Source organism: Chryseobacterium sp. KBW03 (assembly GCF_003852415.1).
Taxonomy (GTDB): domain Bacteria; phylum Bacteroidota; class Bacteroidia; order Flavobacteriales; family Weeksellaceae; genus Chryseobacterium; species Chryseobacterium viscerum.
The window spans coordinates 42,263-68,054 of record NZ_QAJO01000010.1 but is presented as its reverse complement, the minus strand read 5'-3'; the positions used below and the strand labels follow the sequence as shown (position 1 = coordinate 68,054).

The following is a 25,792-nucleotide window of genomic DNA, read 5'->3' as shown; positions in this document are numbered from 1 at the left end:
ATTATAAATACTAATGCAAAAATAATGAAAAAACTTTGCAGAGCAGTACTATTGATTCTCGTCTTATCAATAGGCTGCCAAGGGCTGTATGCCCAAGAAAAACTCTCCACAAAGAGGGTAAATTTTGAAACTGGAAAAACGACTGCATCAGAAGCTGTAGGGAAATTTCTATCAGAAAATGTAAAAGATAAGATTTACTCAAACGATGATCTTAAAGATTATTTAGTTCAGCCAACTAAATGTAAAAATGAACTGGTAATGGACTGTCTTAATAAAATTTTGAGGGATGTTCCCGTCGAAACTTTTATCGACAATAATAGCGTTATCATCAGGCCGAAAAAAAATAAATCAACCTCGGCAATTATCGAAAACTCATCCCCTATACTTGTTAAAGCCGATACCACAACCACAGTCTATAATACAAAAGTTATTGATGAAGTTATCCTGAACGCCGGATACTATAAGGTCAGCAAAAAAGAACAAACCGGAAGTATTGCTAAAGTTAGCGCTAAAGAAATCGAAAACCAGCCTATATCAAATGTGCTGGCAGCTGCACAGGGACGTATGGCCGGGGTCAGCATTGTGCAGAGCAGTGGTGTTCCTGGCAGTGGCTTTCAAGTCCAGATTAGAGGTAAAAACTCGTTAAGAAGTGATGGCAACAATCCGCTGTATATTGTCGACGGCGTTCCAATAGGTAATGAAGTGAAAACGTTTGGATTTACATCTGCCATATTGCCTATGTCAAGTATCAGCCCTTTAAATAGTATCAATCCGAATGATATCGAAAGTATTGAGGTGCTAAAAGATGCGGATGCGACCGCAATCTACGGTTCCCGCGGTGCAAATGGGGTCATTCTCGTCACAACGAAAAAGGGTAAATCGGGCAGGCTAAGCGTGTCATTAAACTCATCATACGCACTCAGTAACGTAATGTCGAGATTGAAAATGATGAATACTGAACAATATCTCAGTATGCGGAGGCAGGCATTTTTCAATAGTGGAATCAGCACATATCCAGCAAATGCTTATGACGTTAATGGTACATGGAAAACGGACAGGTACACTGACTGGTCTAAAAGTTTAATAGGAAATACAGCAACCGCATCCAATACCCAACTACAATTAACAGGTGGTAGTGAAACAACATCATTTCTTCTAAGCTTGGGGCATAATGAACAGTCCACTGTTTTTGGCAATGATTTTAAATATACCACAAATAGTATCACCACTAATATTGCACACCGGTCAAAAGACAAAAAGCTTAATCTTGCGGTTTCAAATATGTTCAGCATTCAAAAAAACAATGTTATAAATTCGGACATCACCCGAAGTGCATTTTCTCTGTCTCCAAATGCACCTGCCCTTTACAATGATGATGGCACACTGAATTGGGAGAATAATACCTGGAGCAATCCCGTTGCAGCTTACAATGCTACATACTCTAACCAAAACATCCAGCATCTGACAAATCTTAACATCGCATATGATCTGTTTAAAAATATCACACTAAAACTAGGTGGAGGGGTCAATTATCAAGCTTTTGAGGAATGGAATATCAGTCCAAATACCATCTATAATCCTGCGTATGTAACCGGACAGTCAAGTGCCTATTCAAAGGCTTCCAAAAACAATCAGAATAGACTATCTTATATCCTGGAACCACAGATTAACTGGAAATTTAGCCATGAAAAACATGCCCTTGATATTTTGGTAGGAGGTACATTTCAAAATGAAAACAACTCCTATGGCTCAATGAGCGGTACAGGCTTCGAAAGTAATGCACTTATCCACAATATATCCGCAGCAAAAACAAAAACGATCGAAGATCAATACAACACGCAATACAGATATGTCGCATTTTTTGGAAGAGTAAACTACCAACTTGATAAAAAATATATCCTGAATATCACCGGTAGGCGTGACGGATCAAGCCGTTTTGGACCAAATAAGAAATTTGCAAGTTTTGGCGCGGTAGGTGCAGCATGGCTATTTTCCGAGGAGAATTTTCTGAAAAATTCGAGTTGGCTCAGTTTTGGAAAATTACGTGGAAGTTTTGGAACAACAGGTAGCGACAATATTGGTGATTATGGGTATCTGGATACCTATACCGTCTCTTCATCCATTTACGATGGTATAACAGGTCTGCTCCCTTCCCGCCTGTTCAATCCCGATTTCAGTTGGGAAAAAACCAAGAAACTTGAAGCTGCAATCGAAGTGGGATTATTCAGGAATAAAGTAAATATTAATACCGCCTGGTACCGCAACCGTTCATCCAATCAATTAGTCGGCTACCAGCTACCTACAATGACTGGCTTTTCCTCTGTACTTGCGAACTTGGATGCCACGGTGCAGAATACCGGATGGGAATTTGAATTGAATGCCAGACCATTTTCCAAGGGAAAATTCCAATGGGAAACTTCATTTAACATAACTTTTCCCAAAAATAAACTAATTTCTTTTCCGGGACTAGAGGGCTCAACATATAGTAATACCTATGTTATTGGCCAACCAACCTCAATTGTTAAGTTATTTAATCTTGAAGGAATCGACCCTAAAACCGGGACTTATATTTTCACAGACTACAATGTAGACGGCAAAATCTCTTCTGCGGACGACGCCAAAATAGTTGAAAACATCGGAGTAAATTTCTTTGGCGGTTTAAGCAGCAGCTTACATTATGAGAATTGGGATTTCTCTTTCTTATTTCAGTTTGTAAAACAAAAAAGTAGAAATTACAACTACATCATCCCTTCTCCGGGGATAATGAACAATCTTCCAGTCGAAGCGTTGGATGTCTGGTCGCCAGAAAATCCGGCTGGCTTTTATCAGCCATATAAGGCCAATGCATCGCCTAACCATTCAATATTCCAGAATAGTACGGCATCTGTAGCAGACGGGTCCTTTATCAGGCTAAAAAATGTAGAATTAGCTTACAATATCCCTTTAAAAAACACATCATTCAGAAGTATAAGGATATACTTTCAAGGCCAAAATCTCATCACGTGGACAAAGTATTTTGGCATTGATCCGGAATTCACAACTATTGGCTACCTCCCGCCTTTACGCACATTCTCATTTGGTTTAAAATTAAATCTTTAAAATATCTCAAAATGAAAACACACATATTTATATATACAATACTGGCGATTTTACTACTACAGGTTAGTTTATCATGTGAAAAAATCCTGGAAGTAGACGTGCCCGAAAACCAGATTCCTACTGAATCCGTTTTTGAGACCGTGCAGACAGCTAATGCTGCACTTGCTGAATTATACGCTGGATTATGGAACAGTTCACCGCTCGCTGGGAACCAAACAGGTAGATTACTGGGAAGTTATACGGACGACCTTACCTATTATGGAACAAATTCTACGACGGGACTTTACGATATTTTTCAAAATCAGCAGATTGATAGCAATGCTGCAATAAGTACATACTGGGCCTCAGCATATAGATTGGTGTATGTATCAAACGCCATATTGGAAGGGACAGAAAAATCTACAACAATTCCTGCCACTGAAAAGCAGCGAATCAAAGGTGAAGCACTATTGGTAAGATCAATACTGTTCTTCTACCTACAACAAATTTTTGGCGATATTCCCTATCCTACTTCAACAGATTATCAGATAAATCAATCCTTATCAAAAATCCAATCATCAGAAGTGCTGACCCAATTGGAAAATGATCTCAACACCAGCATATCATTACTTACTGATGCTTACAGAAGTACAGAAAGGATCATTCCTAACCGTAAGGTTGCGCAGCTGCAGCTTGCAAAAATCTATATGCTACAATCCAAATGGAATAATGCTGAAACTTTATTGCGAACTATAACTCAAAGCTCCCTTTATCAACCTGAAAATGATCTCAGCAAGGTTTTTACAAAAAGTGGATCACATATTCTGTGGCAATTAAAACCAAAAAACAATGGCGATGCAACCCAGGAAGTAACTGCCTATTATTTTACAGGGGCAGCCCCTTCCAATTATGCGTTATCCCAGAACTTGGTAAACATCTTCACTGCTGGCGACCAGCGTAAAAATCAGTGGATGGCAACTATTACTGTAGGACAAAATACATGGTACAGGGCCGCAAAATATAAGGCACTTACAAATAATACTTCGGAATTTTCAGTTGTATTTAGATTAGAGGAGGTGTATCTCCTTTTAGCTGAAACGCTTGCCCAACAGGATAAAATAGCTGACGCACTTCCTTACCTGAATGTAACACGACAACGCGCAACATTGGCAGCACTTGTGATGCCGATTTCAAAACAGAGCTTACTTGATGAAATCCTATTAGAAAATAGAAAAGAATTCTTTACTGAAATGGGGCATCGATTCCTCGACCTTAAAAGGATGAATAGATTAAATGACCTTCTACCCATTAAAACAAATTGGAAAAGTTACCATAGCTTTTGGCCTTTGCCGCAAAAAGAGTTATTGCTAAATCCTAATCTGAACCCACAAAATACCGGATACTGATTATGAAAAAGATATTAATTTTTCTATTAATCCTTCTAAATATTATAGGAAACGGCCAATCTAAGGTTACTTATGATACTTTACAGCAATGGATATCAAGATATCACACCATAAATAACCTTACCTATTCGCCCGATACAAACTTTGTGGCTATGCGAAAAATATATTCGACCAACAGCGATACCGCTGTAGTATTGGACGCCAACAGAACAAATAACCAGCTGGCAACCATACTTAAAATGCCAAATAATATGTTCTTAAAAAACAGCAGTTTATTCTCCTACGGAAATGGAATAGCACAGCATAGCAATTTACATAAGAAATCAACGGTTAAATATGAAAATGTGAGATTTGCAGATATCCTTTTTGAACTAAATCAGTACCTCATTATGGATAAAAGTGGAACATTTAAACTGTATGGTTCAGCGAATGAATTATTGCAATCAGTGGCAAATAGCCACATGTTTACAACAGACAAAAAAAATTTATTATTTCTGAATTTTAAAGAAGGAACAATAAATAAAGTAGCACGCATAGATAGTGATAAAAAAGTAATTTTGTTTGAAACCCAAAAGGAAATTACGCAAATGTTGTTCCCTCCTTCTGGCAAGGATCTCATTCTCTGCATAACAGATCCGAAGACCCGTAAATTGCAGCTGGTATTTATTGATACGCAATATGGAAAACAAACAATATTATCAGGTATTGAGCCACAAAAAGCTGACTTCGTTGAAGTATCTCCGGTTAAAGATGGTAAGGCATATTTTATTACCTTCGCAAGTCGACGAAAACCATCTAAGGAGAATTTTTTAGATATATGGTACGGGAGGGATAATAATCTAAGCGCTAAACAGGCAGGATCAACAGACTACCTTTATTATCTATGGAGCAAGGATACAAACAGGACATATCAGTTACCCAACACTTATCCAATGTACAGTAACATTGACAGTGAGAGGTATGTTTTGGCTTTTAATCCATTGGAGGAATTTAAGAATCTAACATTGCATCCATTCTTTAATCTGAAACTATATGATACATTAAGGGGAACTTTTACCGAAATTTTTCATCAGGTTACAAAGGACATCGTACATTCCTCTAACGGCCGTTTTATTATCGCACTAAACCCAAAAGATCAAAAATGGAACCTCTATGAAGTAGAAATTGACAGACACATAATTATTGATAATCAAAGTTTACAGAATCCTACGTTTTCCGAGGATTTTAAAAACATCCTATTTGAAAGTTCCAATGACGTCTATATTTTTGACATAAAAAGCCAAACACTATTCCCAGCTGGAATTTCAAAAGAACAAGAGGCTAGAATTTTAAATGCTGAGCGAAGAACCACGAATCCTGTGTTTGGGTTTAAAATGAATATGTTTAGCAGTAAACGTCCACTTTTGATTAGAACAGTAAATAAAATTTCAAATAGCAGTACTTACAGTTCTTTTTACAAAGCCAAAATAAAAACTGTCATTCCTACAACAAAAAATCGGATTAAGGACATTAAGTACGACCAAGATTTGAAGAATTTAGTAACAATCGAAGAAAACTACAATATGGCACCCAAGATATTCTCTTTGAAAGCTGGAAGCAAAAAGAAAATCGAAATTTTTACTACTAAGGATAAGACTGGACAAACTCTAAAACAGGAAATTATACAATATAAAAATTCTCTTGGAATACCTTTGAAGGGTGTCCTTTACTATCCCACAGGATATGATCAAAGTAAAAAATACCCAATGGTGGTTTACATTTATCAAATTAAAAGCACGCTATCCAATTTTTATTCCCTTCCAGCAAATGAACCTACAGGCGTAAATAGACGTACCCTTTTGGAACATGGTTATTTTGTGTATGAACCGGATATCGTCTTTGATGGTGGAGGACCTGGTCTTGCGGCATTGGACTGTATAAATAGCGCACTCGATGCCTTATCCACATACACTGCCATTAATAAAAATAAAATTGGACTGACGGGCCATTCCCTGGGCGGATATGAAACCAATTTTATTGCCACGCACTCCGACCGATTCGCCGCTTTTATTGCAGGTGCAGGATATAGTGATATAACTTCCCGCTATTTTTCCTATGATTATCATGAACAAAAGCCTAATCACACCAGATTTGAGACCGGACAGTATGAAATGAACAAACCTTTTTCGGAGGATAAACAACTTTATCTAAAAAACAGTCCAATAAATTACGTGGAAATGGTTAAAGCGCCTGTTCTGATTTGGAACGGTGTTAAAGACGATATTGTACCTGCTGAACAGGCTATGGAATTCTTTATGGGACTAAAGCGGAACAATCTTCCTACAATCGCACTATTCTATCAACAGCGAGAACATGACCTGGGATGGAATACCAAAGAAAGTATGGATATGAACAGAAGATCACTTGAATGGTGGGATTATTTTCTAAAAAATAAAACCAATATTCCTTGGATCGAAAAAGAAATTAAAAGGGATGCTACATAGCATCCCTTTCACATTTAAAGCCAACGTCTAAGGTAAGATTTCGTGCAGAACCTTTCCACATTCTGTTGGACTGATAAATCTTTGCAATTCCACAGAATTATCAGCAGACCAGGTACAAACAGGATTGGTTTCCTCTTCACCACACATTTGTTCGGTCTCAATACACAGACCTTGGCTTTCATCAAAGCGATAAGCTGTTTCGTTAAATTTTGCCATGTTTCCGGCAACTGCTGCTCCGGCACCCATTGCTACAATGAGTGCAGGCAATAATAATTTTTTCATCTTAATTTGTTTATAATTTCTCTGCCTACTCTTAGTGGAGGTTTTCGGCTTCCCCTCTTACGTAATTTTTTTTGATAATATCGCGAATGCGGTACCTTACCACTTCGTCTCCACGTAGAACATACATATATTTCTCAGTTATCAAAAAATCATGCATTTTCATCTCCTTTTTATTATATATGTAAAAGCTTCCAATGTATTCCTGTCGGTCGGTTCTATACATATCTATCACCTTCGCGGCTTTCCAAGCTTCCCTCGATTCAAGCTTACCCATGAGATCAGATTGGTTAAAGAGTACTCCACCGAATGCAACACTCTGACGGTTTACCTTCAATGGGGGTGCGTTCATTTTGTGTCTACCGTCAGCAAGTTTTGTTATTTTGATCTGGGCAATACGTGTTGTATCAATAGTATTGAACGTATTCTTTAACCTAAGCCGATTATCCATAATTAGGTATTCATTTCTATAGAGGTAGGTGTAAATCAAGTTGTTCTGAGACTTGTCATAAGTTATGTTACCATCTACATCGAACACACCATCGATCTGCTTTTTTAAATGCTCTGGAAATAACTTTATCTTAGGGTCTGAATTTAGATCAAGGAGTGCCAGTGTAAATTGTTTCGTCGCGCTGCTCTGTGTTCTCAGCGCAAACCGTGCTGAATCCAAAACAATAAGCTGATTAAAATAGGCATCTTGAAAACTTAAAGTTTTAGCATGTGGATTTCCTAATCTACCACGGTAAATTATTGGTATAGTACCGTCATAAAAATAGTAAAATCCATTATTGACCTGCAACCTCAAATTAGAAAATTTATGGTTCATATTGTCTGGCTCGATCTTCATTAACTGCATGCTATTGAGTGCTGTATCTGCGGTCGTCAAAATCTGCGGAAAGATCCTATTTCCAAGATAGATATGTTCATCATCATAACCAGCAAAATAATAGTCAGGTCTGCCCAGGTCAAGAATCTTTTTTTCTTCAATAACTGGATGAACCAGGAAGCGTCTTGTGAAATTATTTTCCTTTTTCACAATGTGCTCTGACCCTAGAAATAATAAAATTACAATTCCGCAGCTCAGCACAGTTGTAATAGTCGTAAAAGCTAAAGTTGTACGCATTTTAAAACCGCTGTTCCTACTGAGCGCCACGATTGCACCAAAAGATAATAAAACAAAGCAAATATTGAATATAAGATGTTCTTTCCAATCCAATTTTTCCAGTATACCTCCACAACTACAGGGTATGAAATCACTATAATTCAATATGAGGTAGATGTAAATAGTGAAAGCGATCATTAATGCCAGTGATGCGTATAACCCTAGAAGCCTGCTAGCGGGCAAACATAACGCAATTGCTACCACAAATTCGATTATCAGGATCAGGTATGATATAATTCCTGCGTACGCACTTAATAAAGGAGACTGAGCAAGTTGTACCTGGAAGTTTGCAAAGTCCAACAACTTACTGGCAGCAGCATATATAAAAAGCAATGCAAGAAGAATGCTTACCGTCTGTACAAAATACTTTTTTATGAAGCTTATCATAATCGCTGGCATTGATTATGACAAATTTCGGTCTTGTGCTAAAAATAAATATTGACAATATTAACAATTATATACCAATATGCAATAAACTTATACCAATATGCAACAAAAGTATGTACAATAGTAACTAAAGGAATTATAAATTAGCTAATCGAGGAATTGTTGTCAGACCGACGCTATGACGCGTAAAAGCTTTATACATATTCTGATAATCCAGAAATCTGTTTTTAAATGCCACTTCCTTTAAGCTCATCGGTGTAAATATAATATCGCCTACAGCATCCAGCATTTTTCCCTTTAACCAAAAACTGTAGAAAGAATCGCCAAAGCAAATTTTACAGTCACGTTGAAAATGACTATAATTATATCCTTGGCTTTCAATAAATTCCTTTAACGTCTGGCTATTATTGGGATTATAGGATTTCACTATCTCCTTAACATAAATAACATTTTGAGGGGTGTTTTTAATTTCCTCTTTAGGTAAATTGAGATCAACTAGATGCAAAAAGCCCCTCTTTACACTCTCTGCCCGGCATAAACCTACTACCAAATGCATATTACTTTGATCCGTATAACGAACTTGAACCGGAAATACATCATTAAATGCAGGCCTAGTCTGGTTAAGATTACGTACCACCTCTTTAATCGACCGATCATAACCATTATCTTCCGCAAAGCTGTAATAGCCGAAATGATCTTTGGTAAACGCATTTTCCGGTATGAATTCAAGGTTTTTTAAAAAAGAAAAATAAAAATCAGTAACGACTTTAAAATGCTTAGATATTACATGCAGATCAGAAAAAAGGACTGCGGACTTCACAAAATTTAGTTTGCAAAATATAGATAGATTTTGCTCAGCTAAAGCATCCAATAATGCGACGATGTAGAAATTCATTGTATCTTATTTTGTTATCTTAAAAGACCGATGTCAGCTTCAGCAATAAAATAAGTTTCCGTATAGTGTAATATATGGTCTATCGTATGGTCAATTTAATCTTTTTACCCTAATAATGAAATAATAATGTACAAATCACATTTAATGTGCCCGAACTTAATCGCCAAACTATTAATTGTAACAAGAAAGGACAGCCTAATGGCTGTCCTAACAAGCATGCTTCCACTCTGGTAGTGTATGGTTTCTGCTTTACAAATATCACAAAATTTATGAAACAAATTATCTAACCGGCCCAATAATGATCGGACCTAGCTTTTTGTTATTGAATTGAAAAGAAATTTGCTTTTCATTACCAAAACTATCAACTATCCACACGTCAAATTGTTGTGAAACTAAAGATTCTGATGTATAATACAGGCGAAATTCTTTTTCTCCCAACGGATAAAGATCGTTTGGCAAATAAGGTTTATATCCCGCATAATTTAAACTGCCCTGCCCATCATTTTGAAAATACCTTAGCCGATATGTATTATTTGTATAGTTTCCAGAGGAAATTATGGAAAAGCGTATTTCCACACTTTCACCAATCCCGATCTCCTTTGGAACAGGCATCACCTTCACTTCAAAAGGAAAAACCTCCTGCACATCCAAAACCTCTTTCTCACAACCGGAAAGTAATGTAATACCAAGAATGGCAATAAAGCCTAGAAAAGCCGAACCTATCGACATTTTCATCGTATTAAATATATATTTCATTTTATTCTCTGATTTTTAAAAGTTAAAACGTAAGCCTATGCCCGTCGATGGTCTAAACCGCTCAAGATCGGTTCCCCATAAAACCCTTATACGACCTTGCAGCATAAATACGATTCGGTCTGAAAGATACGTCTCGAGCGACAATCGGCCGCCCGTCCCAAAAACAAATCCATTTTTGTTTTTTAGAAGGCCGCCATCAAAAAGTATGCTGTCGCCCCTATTGACAGATTCATAGCCTGCAACTGCTGTTACACCTCCGTTTAGCGTAATAACTTTCCTTGCATCCGATAGAAGCTTCTTACTATACCCTATCTCTCCCAGAAAGTCCTCCAAAGGGATTTCCCAATTTTTGTAATCTATGGTCTTTCGTTGATATTCCAGTCCCCAGATCCAGTAGTTGCCATGTTTTGCAAAACTGTTGAGTGTCAGATTTAAATAGAAATCTTTGCCTACCCTTTCTGTATTTAGAAGTCCCGTATTAATTTCCAAAGATTTCTGCTTAAACACCATTCTCTGAGCATGTAATTTTATACTCAAAATGGCCAGTACCAAAAAGATGATATATTTTTTCATAATTCGCTGCTTTACTGAGTGACTTTAATCTTCATTTCAGATATGGGTTTTGCGGCAACCAGATCCGAATTTTCAATTTCCAAAACCTGGTTCCTTGCGCCATTCCTTTCAAAAATTTCAATTCTGAGCACCTGGTCATCGGTGATTGTGAACTGATCCAGAAGTATGACGTTGCCAGCAATTGAATTATCCGAGATTACTTCAAGACCGGGATATTGCCTTATAGGAACTAATTGTTTTTCCTGAGACACTGTTCTTTTCGCAATCTGTTTATCCACTATTTTATATGTACAGAAATCAACGACAAAAGGCACATTAGATCTGTTCTTCATTTCTAGATGAAAATAAAACTTTCCATTGTGGACATATATTCCCTTAAGAATTGACTGAATGCCATAGGATCTGGCAGCGATATGCCGTACATATCTTTTATTCTGTTGATAGATCGTTTTCAGTACAACTTCTGTTAAAGATGGAAGATTAAAACCGAGCTCTTCAAACTGAACGTTTCTTCCCTCCTCACGCTCAACATCAGTTTTCATTTTCTTTAGATCATAACTCAACGTATAAGGATCAGCATTATAAATAACATTAAAGCTATAAAATTGCCCATCCTCTGTGATCACGCTAAAATTGGTTTCCTCTGCAAAGTCCTTAACCGCGGCCTTTATACGCAGGACGTTCTGCGCATCCTCAGCTTTTTCCGCAATCAGATAATTCGATCCCAGGTCTGTGTACCTGATCGCTACCGGAAAAATCAGGTGACAGGTTTTATTATAGGTAACTTCCAGCCTATAAGGTTCGACCCTTCCCGCTTCAAGAGACTGTTGTCCAAAGGTCTTGATGAACAGTGATACAAAAAGCAGGATCATAAGTATATTTTTGATTGATATCATAGTATTATTATTGTTGTTATATTACTTTTTTGTCAACAGCAGTACCGGATGCCCTGATCTCACTGTAACCTTAACAGCTCTTAGCTTCTTAGAAAAAAAGCCGGAAACTCCCTGTATCAGGCCCCGGCTCAGATCACTGGCAACCTGCTGGCCCGCAGAACGTGACATCGAAATATTCATTCCTGAACTCTGGCTCATGTTAGCCGCGATTTCTCCTGCTGCATTGATCTCATCTGTTCGTGGGACAAGTAACCCGAGCTGACCGTCCGTGCCGTAAACAAGAATTTCAACGGGAATTATATTTCCGGATACTTCAACTGAGCTGATCTTTAGCTGCAGCCTGTTTCCCTGAAATTTGGTATCGGCAACCAGTTCGGTTCCTTTGGGAACATGATGTCCGCCAATGGTTGCATTTTCGGATAGCCTCAACTTTAGTGACCCATCGCCTGATAATGTTTTTGTTTCCATCACCATTGCATGTATACTGTTGCTGACAATATCGCTCTGGGTAACCTGTCCGGGCGTTATAAAGCCCATGTTACGCTCTGCGATCCCGTTTAAAATCTCCGATGCGTCCTCTTCCCTATACAGGGCTGAGACAACGCTTTTTTTAACACCCTTCAAACTTTCGGTTTTCCCTTTACTGCCTGGTAAAGCATTTTTTTTAACTGGAGTTGAATCCAAATTCTGACCAACATTGACCGTAGTGCTCGCGGGTACCGCATTTGCTGACGGAAGATAGCGCGAAGCCATTTCATATGATTTTTCCATTAATGCGAGCTGATCCTTATAGGTAGGTGCCTGCGGGACATCTTTTTCTGAAAGCCTATCTTTGAGTTCATCTACCTGTTTGCGCAGCGCCAATTTCTCACGGTCATCATCCCTGTAAAAAGAGCCCAGAGTTTGCTGTGCATTCTGATAACTGCTCAACGAACTATTCTGTGCACCGCCGATCCCATATCCCCCAGAGTTTCCTGCAATAATCTTCGAAACTGGAGCTTCACCGTTAACCGATGTGTCTGCACCACTCCAATAATCTGACAAAGACATCAGGGAATTACGCTTTGCGGCTTCCCTTTCCTCAACCATCTCTTTTTCATATGCTTTTTGTTTATCGGCCTGCAGTCCTTTATCCGTTGCCTCGGGCACGGCATTTTTTAAACCTTTGTCTTTATTTTCCCCACCACTATTTTTAGGCTTAAATATTAAGTAAAGACAGGCGATGAAAACAATGGCCATCAGGCCAAAGATGATGGGCTTTTTAAGCTTATCATTTTTTGAGGAACTACTTTCCGGATTTTCTGTAGAATCTTCATCCACAATTAAACTGATCCTCTTATTCTCTTTCTCTTCCATTGTGTATAGTTTTAGGATTTCTAACAGAATCTTTCAAAGAAGATTCATTATGAATTACTGCGGGCACCTCAATATGGCTTATATCGATTTTATCCCCTTTTCCCAGATCATAAAATACCTTGACCAGCACACCTACGCCCATAAGCAGGTAGAATGCGAATAGATAAAGTACATATCTGATCTGTTTGCGGACGGGTAAATTCCGCCATCTTAGATCGAGCTTCTCAAGCTCATTATCAATTGTTGTTCTAATATTTTTCATTTTCTAAATTTTGAACCATAACGCCTCCCCCTTTTATGGAGAGAATTAATTTTCTCTACCGCTCTATCACTTCCTCATCTTTATTGGTAAGGACTGAAAATTTTAAGATCTGGAAGCCCTGTGGATTGGTATCAGATCGCACACTGTTAAGCAGATTACACGAAGTGACAAGACTTCTTCGGGTAAGATTACTCGATCGTATGATGAACTGTTTAGCATAGGTAGTTACAGAATATGGGTACGAATTAAAATCACAGATCACACTGTCTACTTCTACACGTTGCTGCACATTTCCTGATATGATCCGATTATAATAACCTTTTTCGGACAGATCACGATAGTAATCAAAGGCACTTTTGTCAGCAAGATCAAAAGCTCGTTTCATATTACTTTCAATGGCAGCCTTATCAGGGGCCAGCGTAAAGAATAGCTCATGAAATCTTCTGACGTGCTCACGGGCTTCAACAGGTCGATTTATTGTTGCATCCTGAGAAAGTGCCAACATGAGTGACTTTCCATTGTCCAATACGTAAATCTTTTCACGTTGCAATGCAGCGAAAGAATAAGACTTCCAAACCACAAATGCTGTTATACTCAGGCACAATACAGCAAAGACAATCGCGTAAAGCCTAATCTGTTTGAAACTATTTTCAATGTTTCTTAGCATTCTGAATTCCATAATCAATTGCTTTTTTGTCCTTGTCCATTACTTTTATTATCCAGCAGCTGACCACCAATATTTCCCACTGCTGCTCCAGCCGCAGCTGCACCAACATTTCCTGTGCGCATGGCGGCCTGACTTACGTTACGGGTAAAGTTTCCGGCACCGCCAGCCTGAATAATCCAACTGGTAACAGTTGGAATGGTAAAGTATCCAACAATTCCTATGATCATAAAAATCAGGTAAACACTATTCTCGGGATCTGGAACAAATGAGGGATCACTTAATAGTTCTATATCCCGTTGTACACTCATCGCGTTTATTTTCGCAAGCATGGCACTGAAAAGATCGGCCACAGGAAGCCAAAGATAAACACTTATGTATCTGCTGAGCCACTGGGTAAGAGTGCTCTGAAATCCATCCCAGACAGATATGGCAAATGCAATCGGCCCCAGTATCGAAAGAACGATTAAAAAGAAAGTCCGGATCGTATCAACCACCAGCGCCGCAGCCTGAAACAGTAGTTCTAGGATTTCCCTTAATTCTTTTTTGATTTCCTGCTTGATATTGTAGACTGCCTGATCCCTATACATACTGACCATCGTTGCGATATCATCAAATGACCATCCCAGATCATCAAGCTTTTTGTCAAACTCCTCGTCCGATACCAAATAAGCTGTTGCAGGATTCCGTAGCATCGCTTCCTTTTCCAGTACATCTTTTTGCTGTTGCAAGGTATTGAGATCCAGTACCTGCCCTTCCAACATTGAATGAGTTCCCTTAACAATTGGACTAAGTACTCCGTTAATTGTCCCTAGAACGATTGTAGGGAAAAACATAATGCACATGCCTATCGCAAATGGTCTTAACAGTGGAAAAACATCAATTGGCTCTGCCCTACTTAATGCCTGCCAAACCTTTAGCGCCACATAGAACAGTGCGCCCAGACCCGCCACGCCTTTTGCTACAACAGCCATCGTTTCAGAAAGGGGCATCATTTCATCATAGAGACCTCTTAGGATCTCATGTAAGTTGTTAAATTCCATAACTGTCAGAATTTGTTACCAATATTTTTGATTAGCTGTGCCATATAAGTCCATGACGCGCTTCGTGTCATTCTGCTTTTTAGCTCGTAGGATGCTCACAGAGATATTTTTATTGGTGTAATATCTTACAAGGCTATGGTATTCTTTAACCTCTTTATACACTCGGTCGATAATCTCCATACGCTCCTTATCATTCAATGATAAGCTGCTTGAACTGACAATCTGCTTAAGTTCTTTCAGCAGTTCAGTACTCTCGTTAAGCAACGCGGAATAACCGTTTCCTATCGCTACCAGCTCGGCAGTAGAAAAATTCTTATCGTTCAGCATTTTCCCAAAATTGTTGACGTATAAGTTGCTTACATCCCCGACCAGTAAAACGGTCTGCTGAACTTTTCTTGCATCTTTAACCAGGTTATTGACTGCCTTCAGCTTGTCGTAGTACTCTTTACCCTGTTCATAAACTTTCTTAACTTCATTGAAGTTCTTGACCACATTGCTTACTGTACTTGAGGTTTGTACTATTTCATTGGCGGAGTTCAATATTCCTGAAGCCAGATTGGTTGGATCAGTAACTACCCATTGTGCATTTGCCTTTTGTGTGATGACAAGTAATAATGACATCAGCACGGTCATTAATAAATTTTTCATTCTTTAAAATTTTAGGATTATTTAATTTTTTGCATTGTCTGTGGCCGAAAGCCCTTTGATTTTCCGAAGCGAAATCTTTTTGATGGCAGCTTCCACATCGCCGCCCATTTCGTGGGATAGATCCATCACTTCCATTTTCTCCGATTCCTCCGTGGTGTATGCCAGATACTCCTGCTCGCTCACTTCTGTCGCGTAGACCGCCGAATGCGTTCCTCCAAGTCCGATCCATACTTCCTTATATTTGCGCTTTGGATCATTGTCCTGATTGATCGAAAGTATCTGCGATTTTTCGCGTTCCGTAAGTCCGAGCATTTTTTGGATGTCGTCAAATTTGTTAGCGTATTTCCGCTGGTCGAGTAAGATCTTGCAGTCACTGTTATTGATAATTGTTTCCTTGACTATCGGAGACTGTATGATATCATCCACTTCCTGAGTCACCACGATAGCTTCACCAAAAAATTTCCTGACGGTCTTAAATAAATAACGAATATATTCAGCCATTCCTTCTTTCGCTATGGCCTTCCACGCCTCCTCTATAAGTATCATTTTACGGATTCCTTTTAACCGCCGCATCTTATTGATAAAGACCTCCATGATGATGATCGTAACTACCGGAAACAGGATTTTGTGATCTTTGATCGCATCAATTTCAAAAACAATAAATCGCTTATTAAGCAAATCAAGCTCTTTTTCTGAGTTTAGTAAGTAGTCGTATTCACCGCCTTTATAATAGGGTTCCAGCACATTTAAAAAGTTCGCCAGATCAAAATCCTTCTCCCGTACTTCCTTATCCAAAAGGACTTTTTTGTAGTCGCCTTTCACGTATTCGTAGAATCCGTTAAAACATGGTATTTCATTACTGTTTTTAATCCTTTCGATATATCCTGCGACTGCATTGGACAGTGCCACTTCCTCACTACGTTTGGGAGCTTCGTCGTCCCTTTTCCATAAGGTCAGGATCAAGGTCTTAATGCTTTCTCTTTTCTCGATGTCAAAGACATTGTCTTCGGTAAAGAACGGATTGAATGAGATTGGGTTGTCCTCGGTGTAGGTGAAATAAACACCGTCTTTTCCTTTTGTCTTCCCTTTGATCAGTTCGCAAAGCCCCTGATAGGAATTACCTGTATCTACCAAAAGCACATGAGTTCCCTGTTCATAATACTGTCTCACCATATGATTGGTAAAGAATGATTTTCCACTTCCATTTATTGAGTGGGCTGGCGGGCTACTCAATTAAGAATAGCCCGCCAGCCCCCGCTTGGACCTAGAATGAAACGGTTTCTATTCGTCGTAATCCCCTTTTTCATCGGTAGGTCACTGATATCGACGTGCACGGGTTTGCCCGTCAGCCTGTCCGCAAGCTTAATCCCAAAAGGAGAAAGCGAATCCTGATAGTTGGTTTCCTGCGTAAAAAAACATAGTGCCGGTTCGATGAAAGTGTAAAAGGATTCTTCTGAAGGAAAATCGCCGGCATTGCCGGGAATTCCCGCCCAGTATAAAGTGGCAGCATCTACGGTATTATGGCGGGGCTTGCATTCCATTAGCGCAAGCGCACTTCCTACATCATTTTTCAGGTTGCGTAGCTCCTGTCGGTCTTCACTCCATGCGAAGACATTGTAATGCGCCCTGATTGAAGGCGATCCGTGGGAATGAGCCTCGTTCAGATAACGTTCTATCCATTCCTTATTGATCTGGTTTGCCCGGCTATAACGTGCCAGTGAATGCATATTTCTGGCTGACTTCTCAAATTTTTTGAGGTTTTCAGAACTATTATCGATGAACAGGTACTGGTTATAGATATGGTCGCAACTGAGCATCAGTCCCATAGGACTGGCAAAAGACAACATACAGTCGCTGCGATCTGTTGAAAGTCTGTCGTACCGATTGCAGTCAGAAACAGTACCGGGAAGATCATCGGTACTGGATAAGGTATGAAGTACCATCCTTTTGCTTCCGATTCTGACTTCTTCTGCTCCCAGAGCCATATCCTGCAAAACGGGATTGGTCTCATGCGACAATGTAAAATACTGTTCAAGGATTCCGGATTTCCCTTCACTTCCCAGAATTTCAGCTTCACCCAGCTGATCCATTGTTATATGACCACTGTCATTGATAATACGCTGGAACTGGCTCACCGATTCCAGAAAACGCCGCATTCCTTCCTTATCCTTTATTTCTTTGGGAACAAGATTACCTTTGCACAAGCTGCTAAAATTACTCTGGGACTGCATCCGAGCCTTTGTCGTTTTCGTCAGAAAAATATAGGAGTAGTGGTTCAGAAACGGCCGCTCATTAAAGTGAAGCTGAAAAGAACGCGATAAAAAACTATGTTCACTTTTTTCCAGATCCGGCTGATAGTTTTCCTTTAGATACCAGTCCTGTTTGTGCAGGATACTATATTCCGGCAAAGTCTTGATCGCTTTACTCCAGGAGGAATGAATTGATTCGTACACATCCGTGCCCACTGTAAAAATTTCCGGTAGCCTTAGACGGAAACACACCGTAAGGTCTCCCTCTTTCGAAATGATGCAATCATTCTCAATTGCAAGGAGGGGAAAACGGCTTTCCAACGTAGTTGTTTTAGAGATATTTCTCATGATAACCATTAAGATTTAGTGTTAAAATTTTGATTTTTCTTACCTCTCGCAGCTGGGTAATTTAGGTAAGATTGCACGGGTTTACGGGTGATGATATATTGTGGATGCTTTCTTTTTGCACCTAATTTCATCAGTCCATGTTCGCCGTATTTGTTGTTCAGGCTGAAAGTTTTCCAGATGTTCAGGGAAGCGGAAATAAATCCTACCGAAAGACAGACATACATATTTACATCCGCCATATACAGCACCATGACAAGGATAAGTACCAGTAATAGCCCACCGGCAAATCCAAAAAGATACTGGGCTTTCAAACCTTTGAATTCAACTGTACAGCCGATACCCTTATTTATATTCCAGGTCCTCATTTCAGTATGATTTAAAGTTTAGCGTTCCTTGCACGATATCCAGGTCATAGTTGGCGGTAAGTACTTCGATCTTTTTCTTGGGTACTTTTCCCGAATGTTTATCGACCAGCACTTCTTTCTGCATTTTGACAGTGTGCCAGTCAAGATCGCGGCTGAATTTGTTCAGGATATCACTCGGGTAGCTGCTCAAAAGAAACTTTCCCTTCGCATGGGATAGACACAATAGCAGAGATTCAAAATCATGTTTGCTATACCCATCGTAATGACCGCAGTCACTGTTAAAATAAGGCGGATCACAGTAGTGAAAAGCCTTTTCGTGATCACGTGAATTGATGATCCTAATGGCATCCGTATTTTCGATCTGAACATTTTGAAGGCGTATCGCATAATCTTCACAGAATGACGCACGCTTATTGCTCAATCTTTTGGAAGAGGTATGCTCCCGTACATCGTAACCCCATGAATCGCCGATTTTTGCGCTGAAAGACTGGTTACATAACACCCAGACTGCCCAGGCCCGTTGTAATCTGTCAAAGAGATGGGGATTATTATAGATCACATGCGCATCACTATGGAGCGACCTGCTATGTAGTGTGATCCTTATCATTTTTTCCAGTTCAACAAACTGATTTTTCACCATCTCATAGAAGTTGATCAGCTCCCGGTTGTAATCGTTGATCACCTCAACCTCAGACCTTGGTTTCGACCAAAAAATTGCGCCTCCTCCCACAAACGGCTCTACATAGGTATAATGGGGTGGAATAAGGGGAATAATGATCTTCGCAAGCTGTTGCTTTCCGCCATAATAGGTCAATGGCGTGGCCATCTTATTATTTGCCATAATTGAAAAAATTTAAGAGGGTTAGCCTAAAGGAAAAATGATCTTAAGATGGTCGCTGCAACGATCAGGAAGATACATGCGCCGAACCAGCTTGCCGCTGTCTTTGAGGTATCGGGGTCACCCGAACTGAATTTGTTGTACACTTTCACACCGCCGATCAGCCCGACCACAGCACCGATCGCGTAGATCAGCTTGGTGGCGGGATCAAAATAGCTTGTAACCATCTGTGTGGCCTCCTGAATACCTGCAGCGCCATTTCCCTGCGCAAAAGCCCCATTGCTGATAAGCGAAATAAACAGCAACGCCAGCAGAATTTTTTGTCTTGATTTTTTCATGTTTCATTACATTTTAAGTTTGTAATACCAGCCTTTGCGGGCTTGGAAACAAAGGTGTCGCAGATAGGATCGGATTTGGGGGCAGGTGGTATCAGACGTACTAAGTTTGCCGTTGTTTTCCTAATGTGAGTACCGGGAAACAAAAAAACCGTCAGGCCTTAGAAGCTGGTGGTTATGCATTTTTTTGAAAATGATTCCAGTAATTTCTTTTACTGATTCATATCTTACTTATTCGCGTTTAGTATTCATTACAGATTTGGTTTATCCCAAAAATAAAATTCTTGTAAGTCATTATTCCCGAACATTATTGGATAAAATTTTATACTAAAATCTTACAAAAATAGGTCTCGCTCCATAAATTATAAGTGCTTTAAAAAGCAACGTTTCTACTATTCTCATCATAATTGGATCACAGAGCAATAGAACGATCCTTGATATTAGAATAAGCATTCTCCGTTACTGAGTTCAACATGTTTTACCAGACTAAATATTGCTTAATTTTAATTTATAATCCTCACAGAATGAGGGAAAACAAACATTTATAAACCATCAAAATAAAACATTATGGCTAGTAACAGAGGAGTGGTCTACAAAGGCCCATGGAACTTAGAAGTAAATGAAATTGCCTATCCCACATTCCAGAACCCCAAGGGAAAGGACATTCATCACGCGGTAATCATTAAAGTGGTCTCCACAAATATTTGTGGCAGTGACCAGCACATTTTTAGGGGACGTTTCTCAGTACCCGTTGGCCACGTATTGGGTCATGAAATCACAGGCGAAGTAGTAGAAATTGGAAAAGACGTAGAATTCATCAAGGTAGGTGACATCGTTTCAGTGCCTTTCAACGTTTCCTGCGGACGGTGTCGAAACTGTAAAAATGGAAATACCGACGTCTGCGAGACCGTTAATCCGGATGCCCCTGTTGGCGCTTATGGGTTTGACCTGGGAGGCTGGTTAGGTGGCCAATCTGAATATTGTCTTATCCCCTATGCTGACTTTCAGCTCCTTAAGTTTCCTGATAGAGAACAAGCGCTGGAAAAGATTTTAGATCTCACATTAGTATCTGACATCCTTCCAACAGGATACCATGGTGCATACGCTGCTGGTGTGACAACAGGATCAACCGTTTATATTGCTGGTGCCGGACCTGTGGGACGCTGTGCTGCAGAATCAGCAAAGCTTCTTGGAGCTTCCTGTGTTATTGTGGGAGATATGAACAAGGAACGGTTGGAACTCGTCAAACAGGCGGGAATGGAAACTGTAGATCTTACCCTTGATGCCAGTGTAGCAGAACAGATCGAACAGATTCTGGGAGTACCGGAAGTGGATGCAGGTGTGGATGCCGTAGGTTATGAGGCACATGGACATGGTGATGAAGACTACAAAAAAGAAAATCCCAATGCAGTTATCAATGATCTTTTCGATGTTGTCCGCGCAAGCGGAGGTATGGGGATTCCAGGTATCTATACTCCTTCTGACCCAGGAGGACGTGATGAGAACGCTAAGCACGGTAAACTGACTGTCGACTGGGGAAAAGGTTGGCTTAAGTCATTGCATATTCAAACGGGAATGGCTCCAATTGGACGTTACAATTATCAAATTATGCAGGCTATCCTATGGGGCCGTATCTCAATGAAAACGATCATGAACCCGCAGGTTATCAGCCTTGACGAAGCACCACAAGCCTATAAAGACTTTTCGGATGGTTCAAGCAAAAAGTTTATTATCGATCCACATGGCATGATAAAAAACCGTTCGTAAACTCACGTAGAGCGAAAATAAAAAGTAAAGGTGGAACATCGAATAAATGTCCCACCTTTTTTTAATTTCTCGGCTTAACCAATTACATACATATTAAACGAGCAATCTACGTTAATCAGTGTCTATATTGGCCCGGAGAAAGCCCCTCAAGTCTTTTAAAAATTTTAATGAAATGATTCACATTATTAAAACCTGATGCATAACAGGCTTCGGTCACAGTAACGGAACTGTCAGCCATTATTTTTTTTGCATGGTCTATGCGCGTGCGCAGAACAAATTCCAGTGGAGTTATGCCCAGTATATTTTTAAAATATTGATAAAAAGATGATTGGCTCAAACAGCATTCTCTTGCCAATTTTTCAACAGTTATTTTTTCCGTAAGGTGCTTATGCACGTAATTGATTGCCGGTTGAATTCGATTGTCATACATTGATTGATTGCTGTTCACTGACAAACGGTTTTGGGTCTGAAGAAGCCGCAATAGAAGCACTTTAAGAGATAGGTCCGCAATTGCCTCTTTTGCAAAACCTTCCTCCATACTAAGGTTAACAAGTTTGTTGAGACTTGTTACCAGCTCCATGCTATTCTCGAAATGCTGATGCGAAAAATCAAGTTTCCATTCAAAAGGTGCCTGATGATTTGAATATCTCTCATTTAAATAGCCAAGATTTTTGTGAACAGTATCCCAGTCCAGTGTAAGAGTGATACATTGTACGGGACGATTTTCATCTGCATCTGGAAAACCTACATTCATGGTTAGTCCGTCAGGAAGGATCACACTTTGACCGGGCAAAAAGTCAAATGCCTCCTGACCATCCACGGACATCACTTTTTTACCTCTCATCATACTTGAAACCACCAATCCGCCACTCTATGAAAGTATTACATTGTCACTTTTATGAAATGTTTCAAATATGTTGAGCTCACAGTTCGGAAGATTAAAAGTCCTCCGGTGCTCCAGTCTGGAATCTAATTTAGAACTGTCGCTTAAATTTACGGGAGTTATCCGATAAGATTTCATACTTAAGTCTTTATATATTTACTATTGACCAAATAAAATTTGCTTAATCTCAATTTTTGCAGCCGCCAGATTTGATAGCAGGATGCCATACATTTCGGATCTGCACCTGTTAAATCATTTTCTGGAAGTAATACAGAAAACCAAGAGGGATAAATTAACCATAACGGCAAAGGCATTCGATAGGATGATCTGCCAATCTTCTTTCATGAAACCATACCAGACCCAGAGGGAAAGGCCTCAAAGTAAAACAATAAGTGTTAGGATTGAAATGTCATCCGCATTTCTGGTTCTTATCACCTTTATCAATTGGGGCATCATTGCAAATGAAGTTAAGACACCTGCAATGAGTCCAATTAAGTCTGTATTCATAATTTTGTTAATAGCGGACATTTCGTGCTTTAATTCTCATTTTTTAAACATAGGCAGCCAAATATTTAGCTGTTTTGCTTTGCTTATTCTTAGCTACATCCCTGGGAGCTCCTTCAGCAATAATCTTTCCGCCATCTTTACCCGCACCGGGTCCCAGATCTATCACCCAGTCACTGGAAGCCACAACATGCATATCATGTTCAACCGTAATCACGGTATTTCCGGCATCAACCAAAAAATTCAGCTGACCTATCAACTTTTCCACATCAGACGGATGCAGTCCTGTCGTTGGTTCGTCCAAAACGTACAAGGTTTTCCCTTTTTGCGTACGCTGCAGTTCCGATGCCAATTTGATACGCTGTGCTTCTCCCCCGGATAATTCTGTGGCCGGCTGTCCAAGACGTATATAACCCAAACCGACCTGTCTGAGGACTTCAAGACTTTGGCTTAAAGACCTGTCGCTGCTGAAAAAATCCCAGGCCTGATCCACAGTCATGTCCAAAACTTCGGCAATATTTTTATCGTCATACTTTACTTCCAGTGTTTTGTCATTATACCGGGTTCCCTTACAGGTCGGACATGGTGTATAGACACTGGGAAGGAATAACAGTTCTACCATAACAAATCCTTCTCCTTTGCAGTGTGCACATCGTCCTTTGGCTACATTAAAAGAAAAACGTCCCACATCATACTTCCTTTTTTTGGCTAGCTCAGTTTCAGCAAATAATTGCCTTACCCTGTCAAAAAGCCCCGTATAGGTTGCCAGATTTGAACGTGGTGTTCTGCCAATTGGCTTTTGGTCAACTCGTACCAGCCGTTTGATGTGTTCCATGCCGACTGTGATAACACCTGAAGTATGAATATTGGTTTCCTGTGATAGTTCAGGTTGTTCATCACTACTTTCCTCCATATCCTGTCCCAAATAATCCGATATCAGGTCTACCAGCGCCTGACTTACCAGACTGCTTTTACCTGATCCTGAAGTACCAGTAATACTGGTGAGAACGCCCAAGGGAATTGACACGTCCAGGTTTTGGATATTATTTCTAGTGACATTCTTCGCACGAAGCCAGTGTTCAGCTGTCCTGACAACCTCTTTGGTAACAGGAACCGGATCAATATAATGACGGGTTACCGACCGTTCTACAGATTGTAGTCCTTTCAGGGGACCGCTATATAATATTTCCCCGCCATTGGCTCCCGCCTGTGGCCCAACATCCACAACCCAGTCACAATGTCGGATAATATCAACCTCATGCTCTACGATAAACATTGAATTGCCCGCATCTTTCAATTTTATCAAAACTGCCAACAAGGCTTCTGTATCTGCAGGATGAAGACCCGCAGAGGGTTCATCCAGAACGTAAATTACGCCAAACAGATTTGAGTGTACCTGTGTCGCCAGCCTTAACCGCTGTAACTCGCCGGGGGAAATACTTGGCGTGCTCCGCTCCAGCGAAAGATACCCCAGACCGAGATCAATCATGATTTTTAGCCGGGCAACGAGATCTATCGCAATATTTTGGGCAACGATCGCTTTCTCGGGATGTTTATCCTTATCTTTAGATAAAAATCTACCCTCCGCATATGGGGTAAAAATGGCCATCAACTGAGATAACGACTGATTGGATAGATCAGCGATGTCGAATCCCTCAAATTTTACAGCCAAAGATTCTTTTTTTAATCTCTTTCCGTGACATTCCGAACATTCCGTATTCAGCATATACTGTGATACCCGTCTCTTCATCATCTGACTGTTGGTATTTGCAAATGTTTGCAGAACATAGCGTTTGGCACCGGTAAAAGTTCCCATATAACTTGGCGGCAATTTCATTTTCACTGCCCGGTTTACCTCCGCTGCAGACAGCCCTGAATAAACGGGTACTGTAGGTGTTTCATCGGTAAACAGGATCCAGTCCCGGTCTTTTTTCGGCAGATCCTTCCACGGCTTATCGACATCAAATCCTAAAGTCATCAAAATTTCCCGGAGATTTTGCCCTTGCCAAGCCGAAGGCCAGGCAGCCACAGCCCGTTCACGTATTGTCAGGGAATCATCCGGTACCATCGATTTTTCTGTGACATCGTAGATGCGTCCGATACCATGGCATACAGGACATGCTCCTTCCGGCGTATTTGGAGAAAATCCTTCTGCATAGATGATAGACTGTTTTGGCGGATAATCCCCTGCCCGGGAATATAACATCCGCAATAAATTGGAAATAGTCGTTACGCTTCCCACTGTAGAGCGGACGGTAGTTCCTCCCCTGCTCTGTTGCAGGGCAACAGCCGGGGGCAGTCCATGAATGGCACTGACTTCCGGAACATTCATTTGATTAAATAAACGTCTTGCATAGGGTGATACTGATTCCAGATATCTTCGCTGTGCTTCCGCATAGATCGTACCGAATGCAAGAGAAGATTTACCCGAACCCGATATCCCCGTAAACACGACAAGCTTATTTCTGGGAATATCGACATCAACATCTTTTAGATTGTGTTCCTTGGCTCCCCTGACACGTACAAAACCCTCGGAATTCTGTTCGCTTGGACTTTGATCTGAAAGGTCTCTCTTATTAGAGCCTTCTGTATTTTTACCAAAAATTTTCATAAAA

The 25,792-nt window shown here is 40.0% G+C and carries 21 protein-coding genes and 2 pseudogenes; 5 read left to right on the top strand and 18 right to left on the bottom strand.

What is annotated here, in order from left to right:
* Nucleotides 1-24 precede the first annotated feature (24 nt).
* The 3 genes from DBR39_RS18540 to DBR39_RS18530 are packed head-to-tail and all read left to right on the top strand — an operon-like array spanning nt 25 to nt 6,967.
* A complete protein-coding gene (locus tag DBR39_RS18540; RefSeq protein ID WP_124535567.1) occupies nt 25-3,099 on the top strand; it encodes a SusC/RagA family TonB-linked outer membrane protein in 3,075 nt (1,024 codons plus the stop codon).
* 11 nt (nt 3,100-3,110) lie between these two features.
* On the top strand, nt 3,111-4,484 hold the full coding sequence (locus DBR39_RS18535) for a RagB/SusD family nutrient uptake outer membrane protein (protein WP_124535565.1): 1,374 nt from the start codon (nt 3,111-3,113) through the stop codon (nt 4,482-4,484).
* Between the two features lie 2 nt (nt 4,485-4,486).
* Nucleotides 4,487-6,967 (top strand): alpha/beta hydrolase family protein, encoded by a 2,481-nt coding sequence (locus DBR39_RS18530; RefSeq protein WP_124535563.1) that lies wholly within the window; start codon nt 4,487-4,489, stop codon nt 6,965-6,967.
* 27 nt (nt 6,968-6,994) lie between these two features.
* On the opposite strand, the gene DBR39_RS18525 is transcribed toward DBR39_RS18530, so the two are convergent.
* The 15 genes and pseudogenes from DBR39_RS18525 to DBR39_RS18455 all read right to left on the bottom strand — a co-directional run bounded on the left by DBR39_RS18525 (nt 6,995) and on the right by DBR39_RS18455 (nt 20,026).
* A complete protein-coding gene (locus DBR39_RS18525) occupies nt 6,995-7,249 on the bottom strand; it encodes a hypothetical protein (RefSeq protein WP_100075202.1) in 255 nt (84 codons plus the stop codon).
* A gap of 31 nt (nt 7,250-7,280) precedes the next feature.
* A complete protein-coding gene (locus DBR39_RS18520; RefSeq protein ID WP_034722888.1) occupies nt 7,281-8,795 on the bottom strand; it encodes a DoxX family protein in 1,515 nt (504 codons plus the stop codon).
* A gap of 136 nt (nt 8,796-8,931) precedes the next feature.
* Nucleotides 8,932-9,690, bottom strand: coding sequence for a helix-turn-helix domain-containing protein (locus DBR39_RS18515; protein WP_124535561.1), 759 nt, complete (start codon nt 9,688-9,690; stop codon nt 8,932-8,934).
* Nucleotides 9,691-9,969: 279 nt separating this feature from the next.
* Nucleotides 9,970-10,446: a DUF3872 domain-containing protein gene (locus DBR39_RS18510; protein ID WP_027374827.1), complete on the bottom strand. Its 477-nt coding sequence runs from the start codon at nt 10,444-10,446 to the stop codon at nt 9,970-9,972.
* Nucleotides 10,447-10,461: 15 nt separating this feature from the next.
* Nucleotides 10,462-10,956 carry a conjugal transfer protein TraO gene (locus DBR39_RS18505; RefSeq protein ID WP_228447868.1) on the bottom strand — a complete coding sequence of 165 codons (495 nt, stop codon included), beginning with the start codon at nt 10,954-10,956 and terminating at the stop codon, nt 10,462-10,464.
* A gap of 74 nt (nt 10,957-11,030) precedes the next feature.
* Nucleotides 11,031-11,891 carry a conjugative transposon protein TraN gene (gene traN / locus DBR39_RS18500; protein WP_262697078.1) on the bottom strand — a complete coding sequence of 287 codons (861 nt, stop codon included), beginning with the start codon at nt 11,889-11,891 and terminating at the stop codon, nt 11,031-11,033.
* A gap of 45 nt (nt 11,892-11,936) precedes the next feature.
* On the bottom strand, nt 11,937-13,271 hold the full coding sequence (gene traM, locus DBR39_RS18495) for a conjugative transposon protein TraM (protein WP_027374824.1): 1,335 nt from the start codon (nt 13,269-13,271) through the stop codon (nt 11,937-11,939).
* A complete protein-coding gene (locus DBR39_RS18490; protein ID WP_002981471.1) occupies nt 13,252-13,533 on the bottom strand; it encodes a hypothetical protein in 282 nt (93 codons plus the stop codon). The genes traM and DBR39_RS18490 overlap by 20 nt, the downstream gene beginning before the upstream one ends.
* Nucleotides 13,534-13,588: 55 nt before the next feature.
* Nucleotides 13,589-14,212 (bottom strand): conjugative transposon protein TraK, encoded by a 624-nt coding sequence (gene traK, locus DBR39_RS18485; protein WP_123865814.1) that lies wholly within the window; start codon nt 14,210-14,212, stop codon nt 13,589-13,591.
* 2 nt (nt 14,213-14,214) lie between these two features.
* Nucleotides 14,215-15,240 carry a conjugative transposon protein TraJ gene (gene traJ / locus DBR39_RS18480; RefSeq protein WP_027374822.1) on the bottom strand — a complete coding sequence of 342 codons (1,026 nt, stop codon included), beginning with the start codon at nt 15,238-15,240 and terminating at the stop codon, nt 14,215-14,217.
* Nucleotides 15,241-15,255: 15 nt separating this feature from the next.
* Entirely contained in the window at nt 15,256-15,888 is a 633-nt protein-coding gene (locus tag DBR39_RS18475; RefSeq protein ID WP_027374821.1) for a DUF4141 domain-containing protein, read from the bottom strand.
* A gap of 21 nt (nt 15,889-15,909) precedes the next feature.
* Nucleotides 15,910-18,485 (bottom strand): annotated as a pseudogene (locus DBR39_RS18470) (TraG family conjugative transposon ATPase).
* An 8-nt stretch (nt 18,486-18,493) separates the two neighbouring features.
* Nucleotides 18,494-18,850, bottom strand: a complete 357-nt coding sequence (locus tag DBR39_RS18465) for a DUF4133 domain-containing protein (protein ID WP_034722851.1) — start codon at nt 18,848-18,850, stop codon at nt 18,494-18,496.
* Between the two features lies 1 nt (nt 18,851).
* On the bottom strand, nt 18,852-19,676 hold the full coding sequence (locus DBR39_RS18460; RefSeq protein ID WP_027374818.1) for a DNA adenine methylase: 825 nt from the start codon (nt 19,674-19,676) through the stop codon (nt 18,852-18,854).
* 41 nt (nt 19,677-19,717) lie between these two features.
* Nucleotides 19,718-20,026 carry a DUF4134 domain-containing protein gene (locus tag DBR39_RS18455; protein WP_002981486.1) on the bottom strand — a complete coding sequence of 103 codons (309 nt, stop codon included), beginning with the start codon at nt 20,024-20,026 and terminating at the stop codon, nt 19,718-19,720.
* Nucleotides 20,027-20,590: 564 nt separating this feature from the next.
* On the opposite strand from DBR39_RS18455, the pseudogene DBR39_RS24530 reads away from it, so the two are divergent.
* Together DBR39_RS24530 and DBR39_RS24525 are read left to right on the top strand one after the other, a co-directional pair.
* Nucleotides 20,591-21,031 (top strand): annotated as a pseudogene (locus DBR39_RS24530) (alcohol dehydrogenase catalytic domain-containing protein); the annotation flags it as partial.
* A gap of 105 nt (nt 21,032-21,136) precedes the next feature.
* The gene (locus tag DBR39_RS24525; RefSeq protein ID WP_262697080.1) at nt 21,137-21,790 is read left to right on the top strand and encodes a zinc-binding dehydrogenase; all 654 of its coding nucleotides are present in this window, start codon (nt 21,137-21,139) and stop codon (nt 21,788-21,790) included.
* Nucleotides 21,791-21,905: 115 nt separating this feature from the next.
* Here the strand turns inward: DBR39_RS24525 and DBR39_RS18445 are convergent, their stop codons facing one another.
* From DBR39_RS18445 to uvrA, 3 genes are all read right to left on the bottom strand, one after another.
* Nucleotides 21,906-22,637, bottom strand: a complete 732-nt coding sequence (locus DBR39_RS18445) for a helix-turn-helix domain-containing protein (RefSeq protein WP_124535553.1) — start codon at nt 22,635-22,637, stop codon at nt 21,906-21,908.
* Between the two features lie 411 nt (nt 22,638-23,048).
* A complete protein-coding gene (locus DBR39_RS24625; RefSeq protein ID WP_172957744.1) occupies nt 23,049-23,180 on the bottom strand; it encodes a PQ-loop domain-containing transporter in 132 nt (43 codons plus the stop codon).
* Nucleotides 23,181-23,223: 43 nt separating this feature from the next.
* Nucleotides 23,224-25,788, bottom strand: coding sequence for an excinuclease ABC subunit UvrA (gene uvrA, locus DBR39_RS18430; RefSeq protein ID WP_112376461.1), 2,565 nt, complete (start codon nt 25,786-25,788; stop codon nt 23,224-23,226).
* Nucleotides 25,789-25,792: the final 4 nt, after the last annotated feature.

What these genes read in the sequence shown, in the direction of transcription:
- DBR39_RS18540 (WP_124535567.1), top strand. Translation starts at nt 25, where the DNA reads ATGAAAAAACTTTGCAGAGCAGTACTATTGATTCTCGTCTTATCAATA.
- DBR39_RS18535 (WP_124535565.1), top strand. Translation starts at nt 3,111, where the DNA reads ATGAAAACACACATATTTATATATACAATACTGGCGATTTTACTACTA.
- DBR39_RS18530 (WP_124535563.1), top strand. Translation starts at nt 4,487, where the DNA reads ATGAAAAAGATATTAATTTTTCTATTAATCCTTCTAAATATTATAGGA.
- DBR39_RS18525 (WP_100075202.1), bottom strand. Translation starts at nt 7,249, where the DNA reads ATGAAAAAATTATTATTGCCTGCACTCATTGTAGCAATGGGTGCCGGA.
- DBR39_RS18520 (WP_034722888.1), bottom strand. Translation starts at nt 8,795, where the DNA reads ATGATAAGCTTCATAAAAAAGTATTTTGTACAGACGGTAAGCATTCTT.
- DBR39_RS18515 (WP_124535561.1), bottom strand. Translation starts at nt 9,690, where the DNA reads ATGAATTTCTACATCGTCGCATTATTGGATGCTTTAGCTGAGCAAAAT.
- DBR39_RS18510 (WP_027374827.1), bottom strand. Translation starts at nt 10,446, where the DNA reads ATGAAATATATATTTAATACGATGAAAATGTCGATAGGTTCGGCTTTT.
- DBR39_RS18505 (WP_228447868.1), bottom strand. Translation starts at nt 10,956, where the DNA reads ATGGTGTTTAAGCAGAAATCTTTGGAAATTAATACGGGACTTCTAAAT.
- traN (WP_262697078.1), bottom strand. Translation starts at nt 11,891, where the DNA reads ATGATCCTGCTTTTTGTATCACTGTTCATCAAGACCTTTGGACAACAG.
- traM (WP_027374824.1), bottom strand. Translation starts at nt 13,271, where the DNA reads ATGGAAGAGAAAGAGAATAAGAGGATCAGTTTAATTGTGGATGAAGAT.
- DBR39_RS18490 (WP_002981471.1), bottom strand. Translation starts at nt 13,533, where the DNA reads ATGAAAAATATTAGAACAACAATTGATAATGAGCTTGAGAAGCTCGAT.
- traK (WP_123865814.1), bottom strand. Translation starts at nt 14,212, where the DNA reads ATGGAATTCAGAATGCTAAGAAACATTGAAAATAGTTTCAAACAGATT.
- traJ (WP_027374822.1), bottom strand. Translation starts at nt 15,240, where the DNA reads ATGGAATTTAACAACTTACATGAGATCCTAAGAGGTCTCTATGATGAA.
- DBR39_RS18475 (WP_027374821.1), bottom strand. Translation starts at nt 15,888, where the DNA reads ATGAAAAATTTATTAATGACCGTGCTGATGTCATTATTACTTGTCATC.
- DBR39_RS18465 (WP_034722851.1), bottom strand. Translation starts at nt 18,850, where the DNA reads ATGAGGACCTGGAATATAAATAAGGGTATCGGCTGTACAGTTGAATTC.
- DBR39_RS18460 (WP_027374818.1), bottom strand. Translation starts at nt 19,676, where the DNA reads ATGGCCACGCCATTGACCTATTATGGCGGAAAGCAACAGCTTGCGAAG.
- DBR39_RS18455 (WP_002981486.1), bottom strand. Translation starts at nt 20,026, where the DNA reads ATGAAAAAATCAAGACAAAAAATTCTGCTGGCGTTGCTGTTTATTTCG.
- DBR39_RS18445 (WP_124535553.1), bottom strand. Translation starts at nt 22,637, where the DNA reads ATGATGAGAGGTAAAAAAGTGATGTCCGTGGATGGTCAGGAGGCATTT.
- DBR39_RS24625 (WP_172957744.1), bottom strand. Translation starts at nt 23,180, where the DNA reads ATGAATACAGACTTAATTGGACTCATTGCAGGTGTCTTAACTTCATTT.
- uvrA (WP_112376461.1), bottom strand. Translation starts at nt 25,788, where the DNA reads ATGAAAATTTTTGGTAAAAATACAGAAGGCTCTAATAAGAGAGACCTT.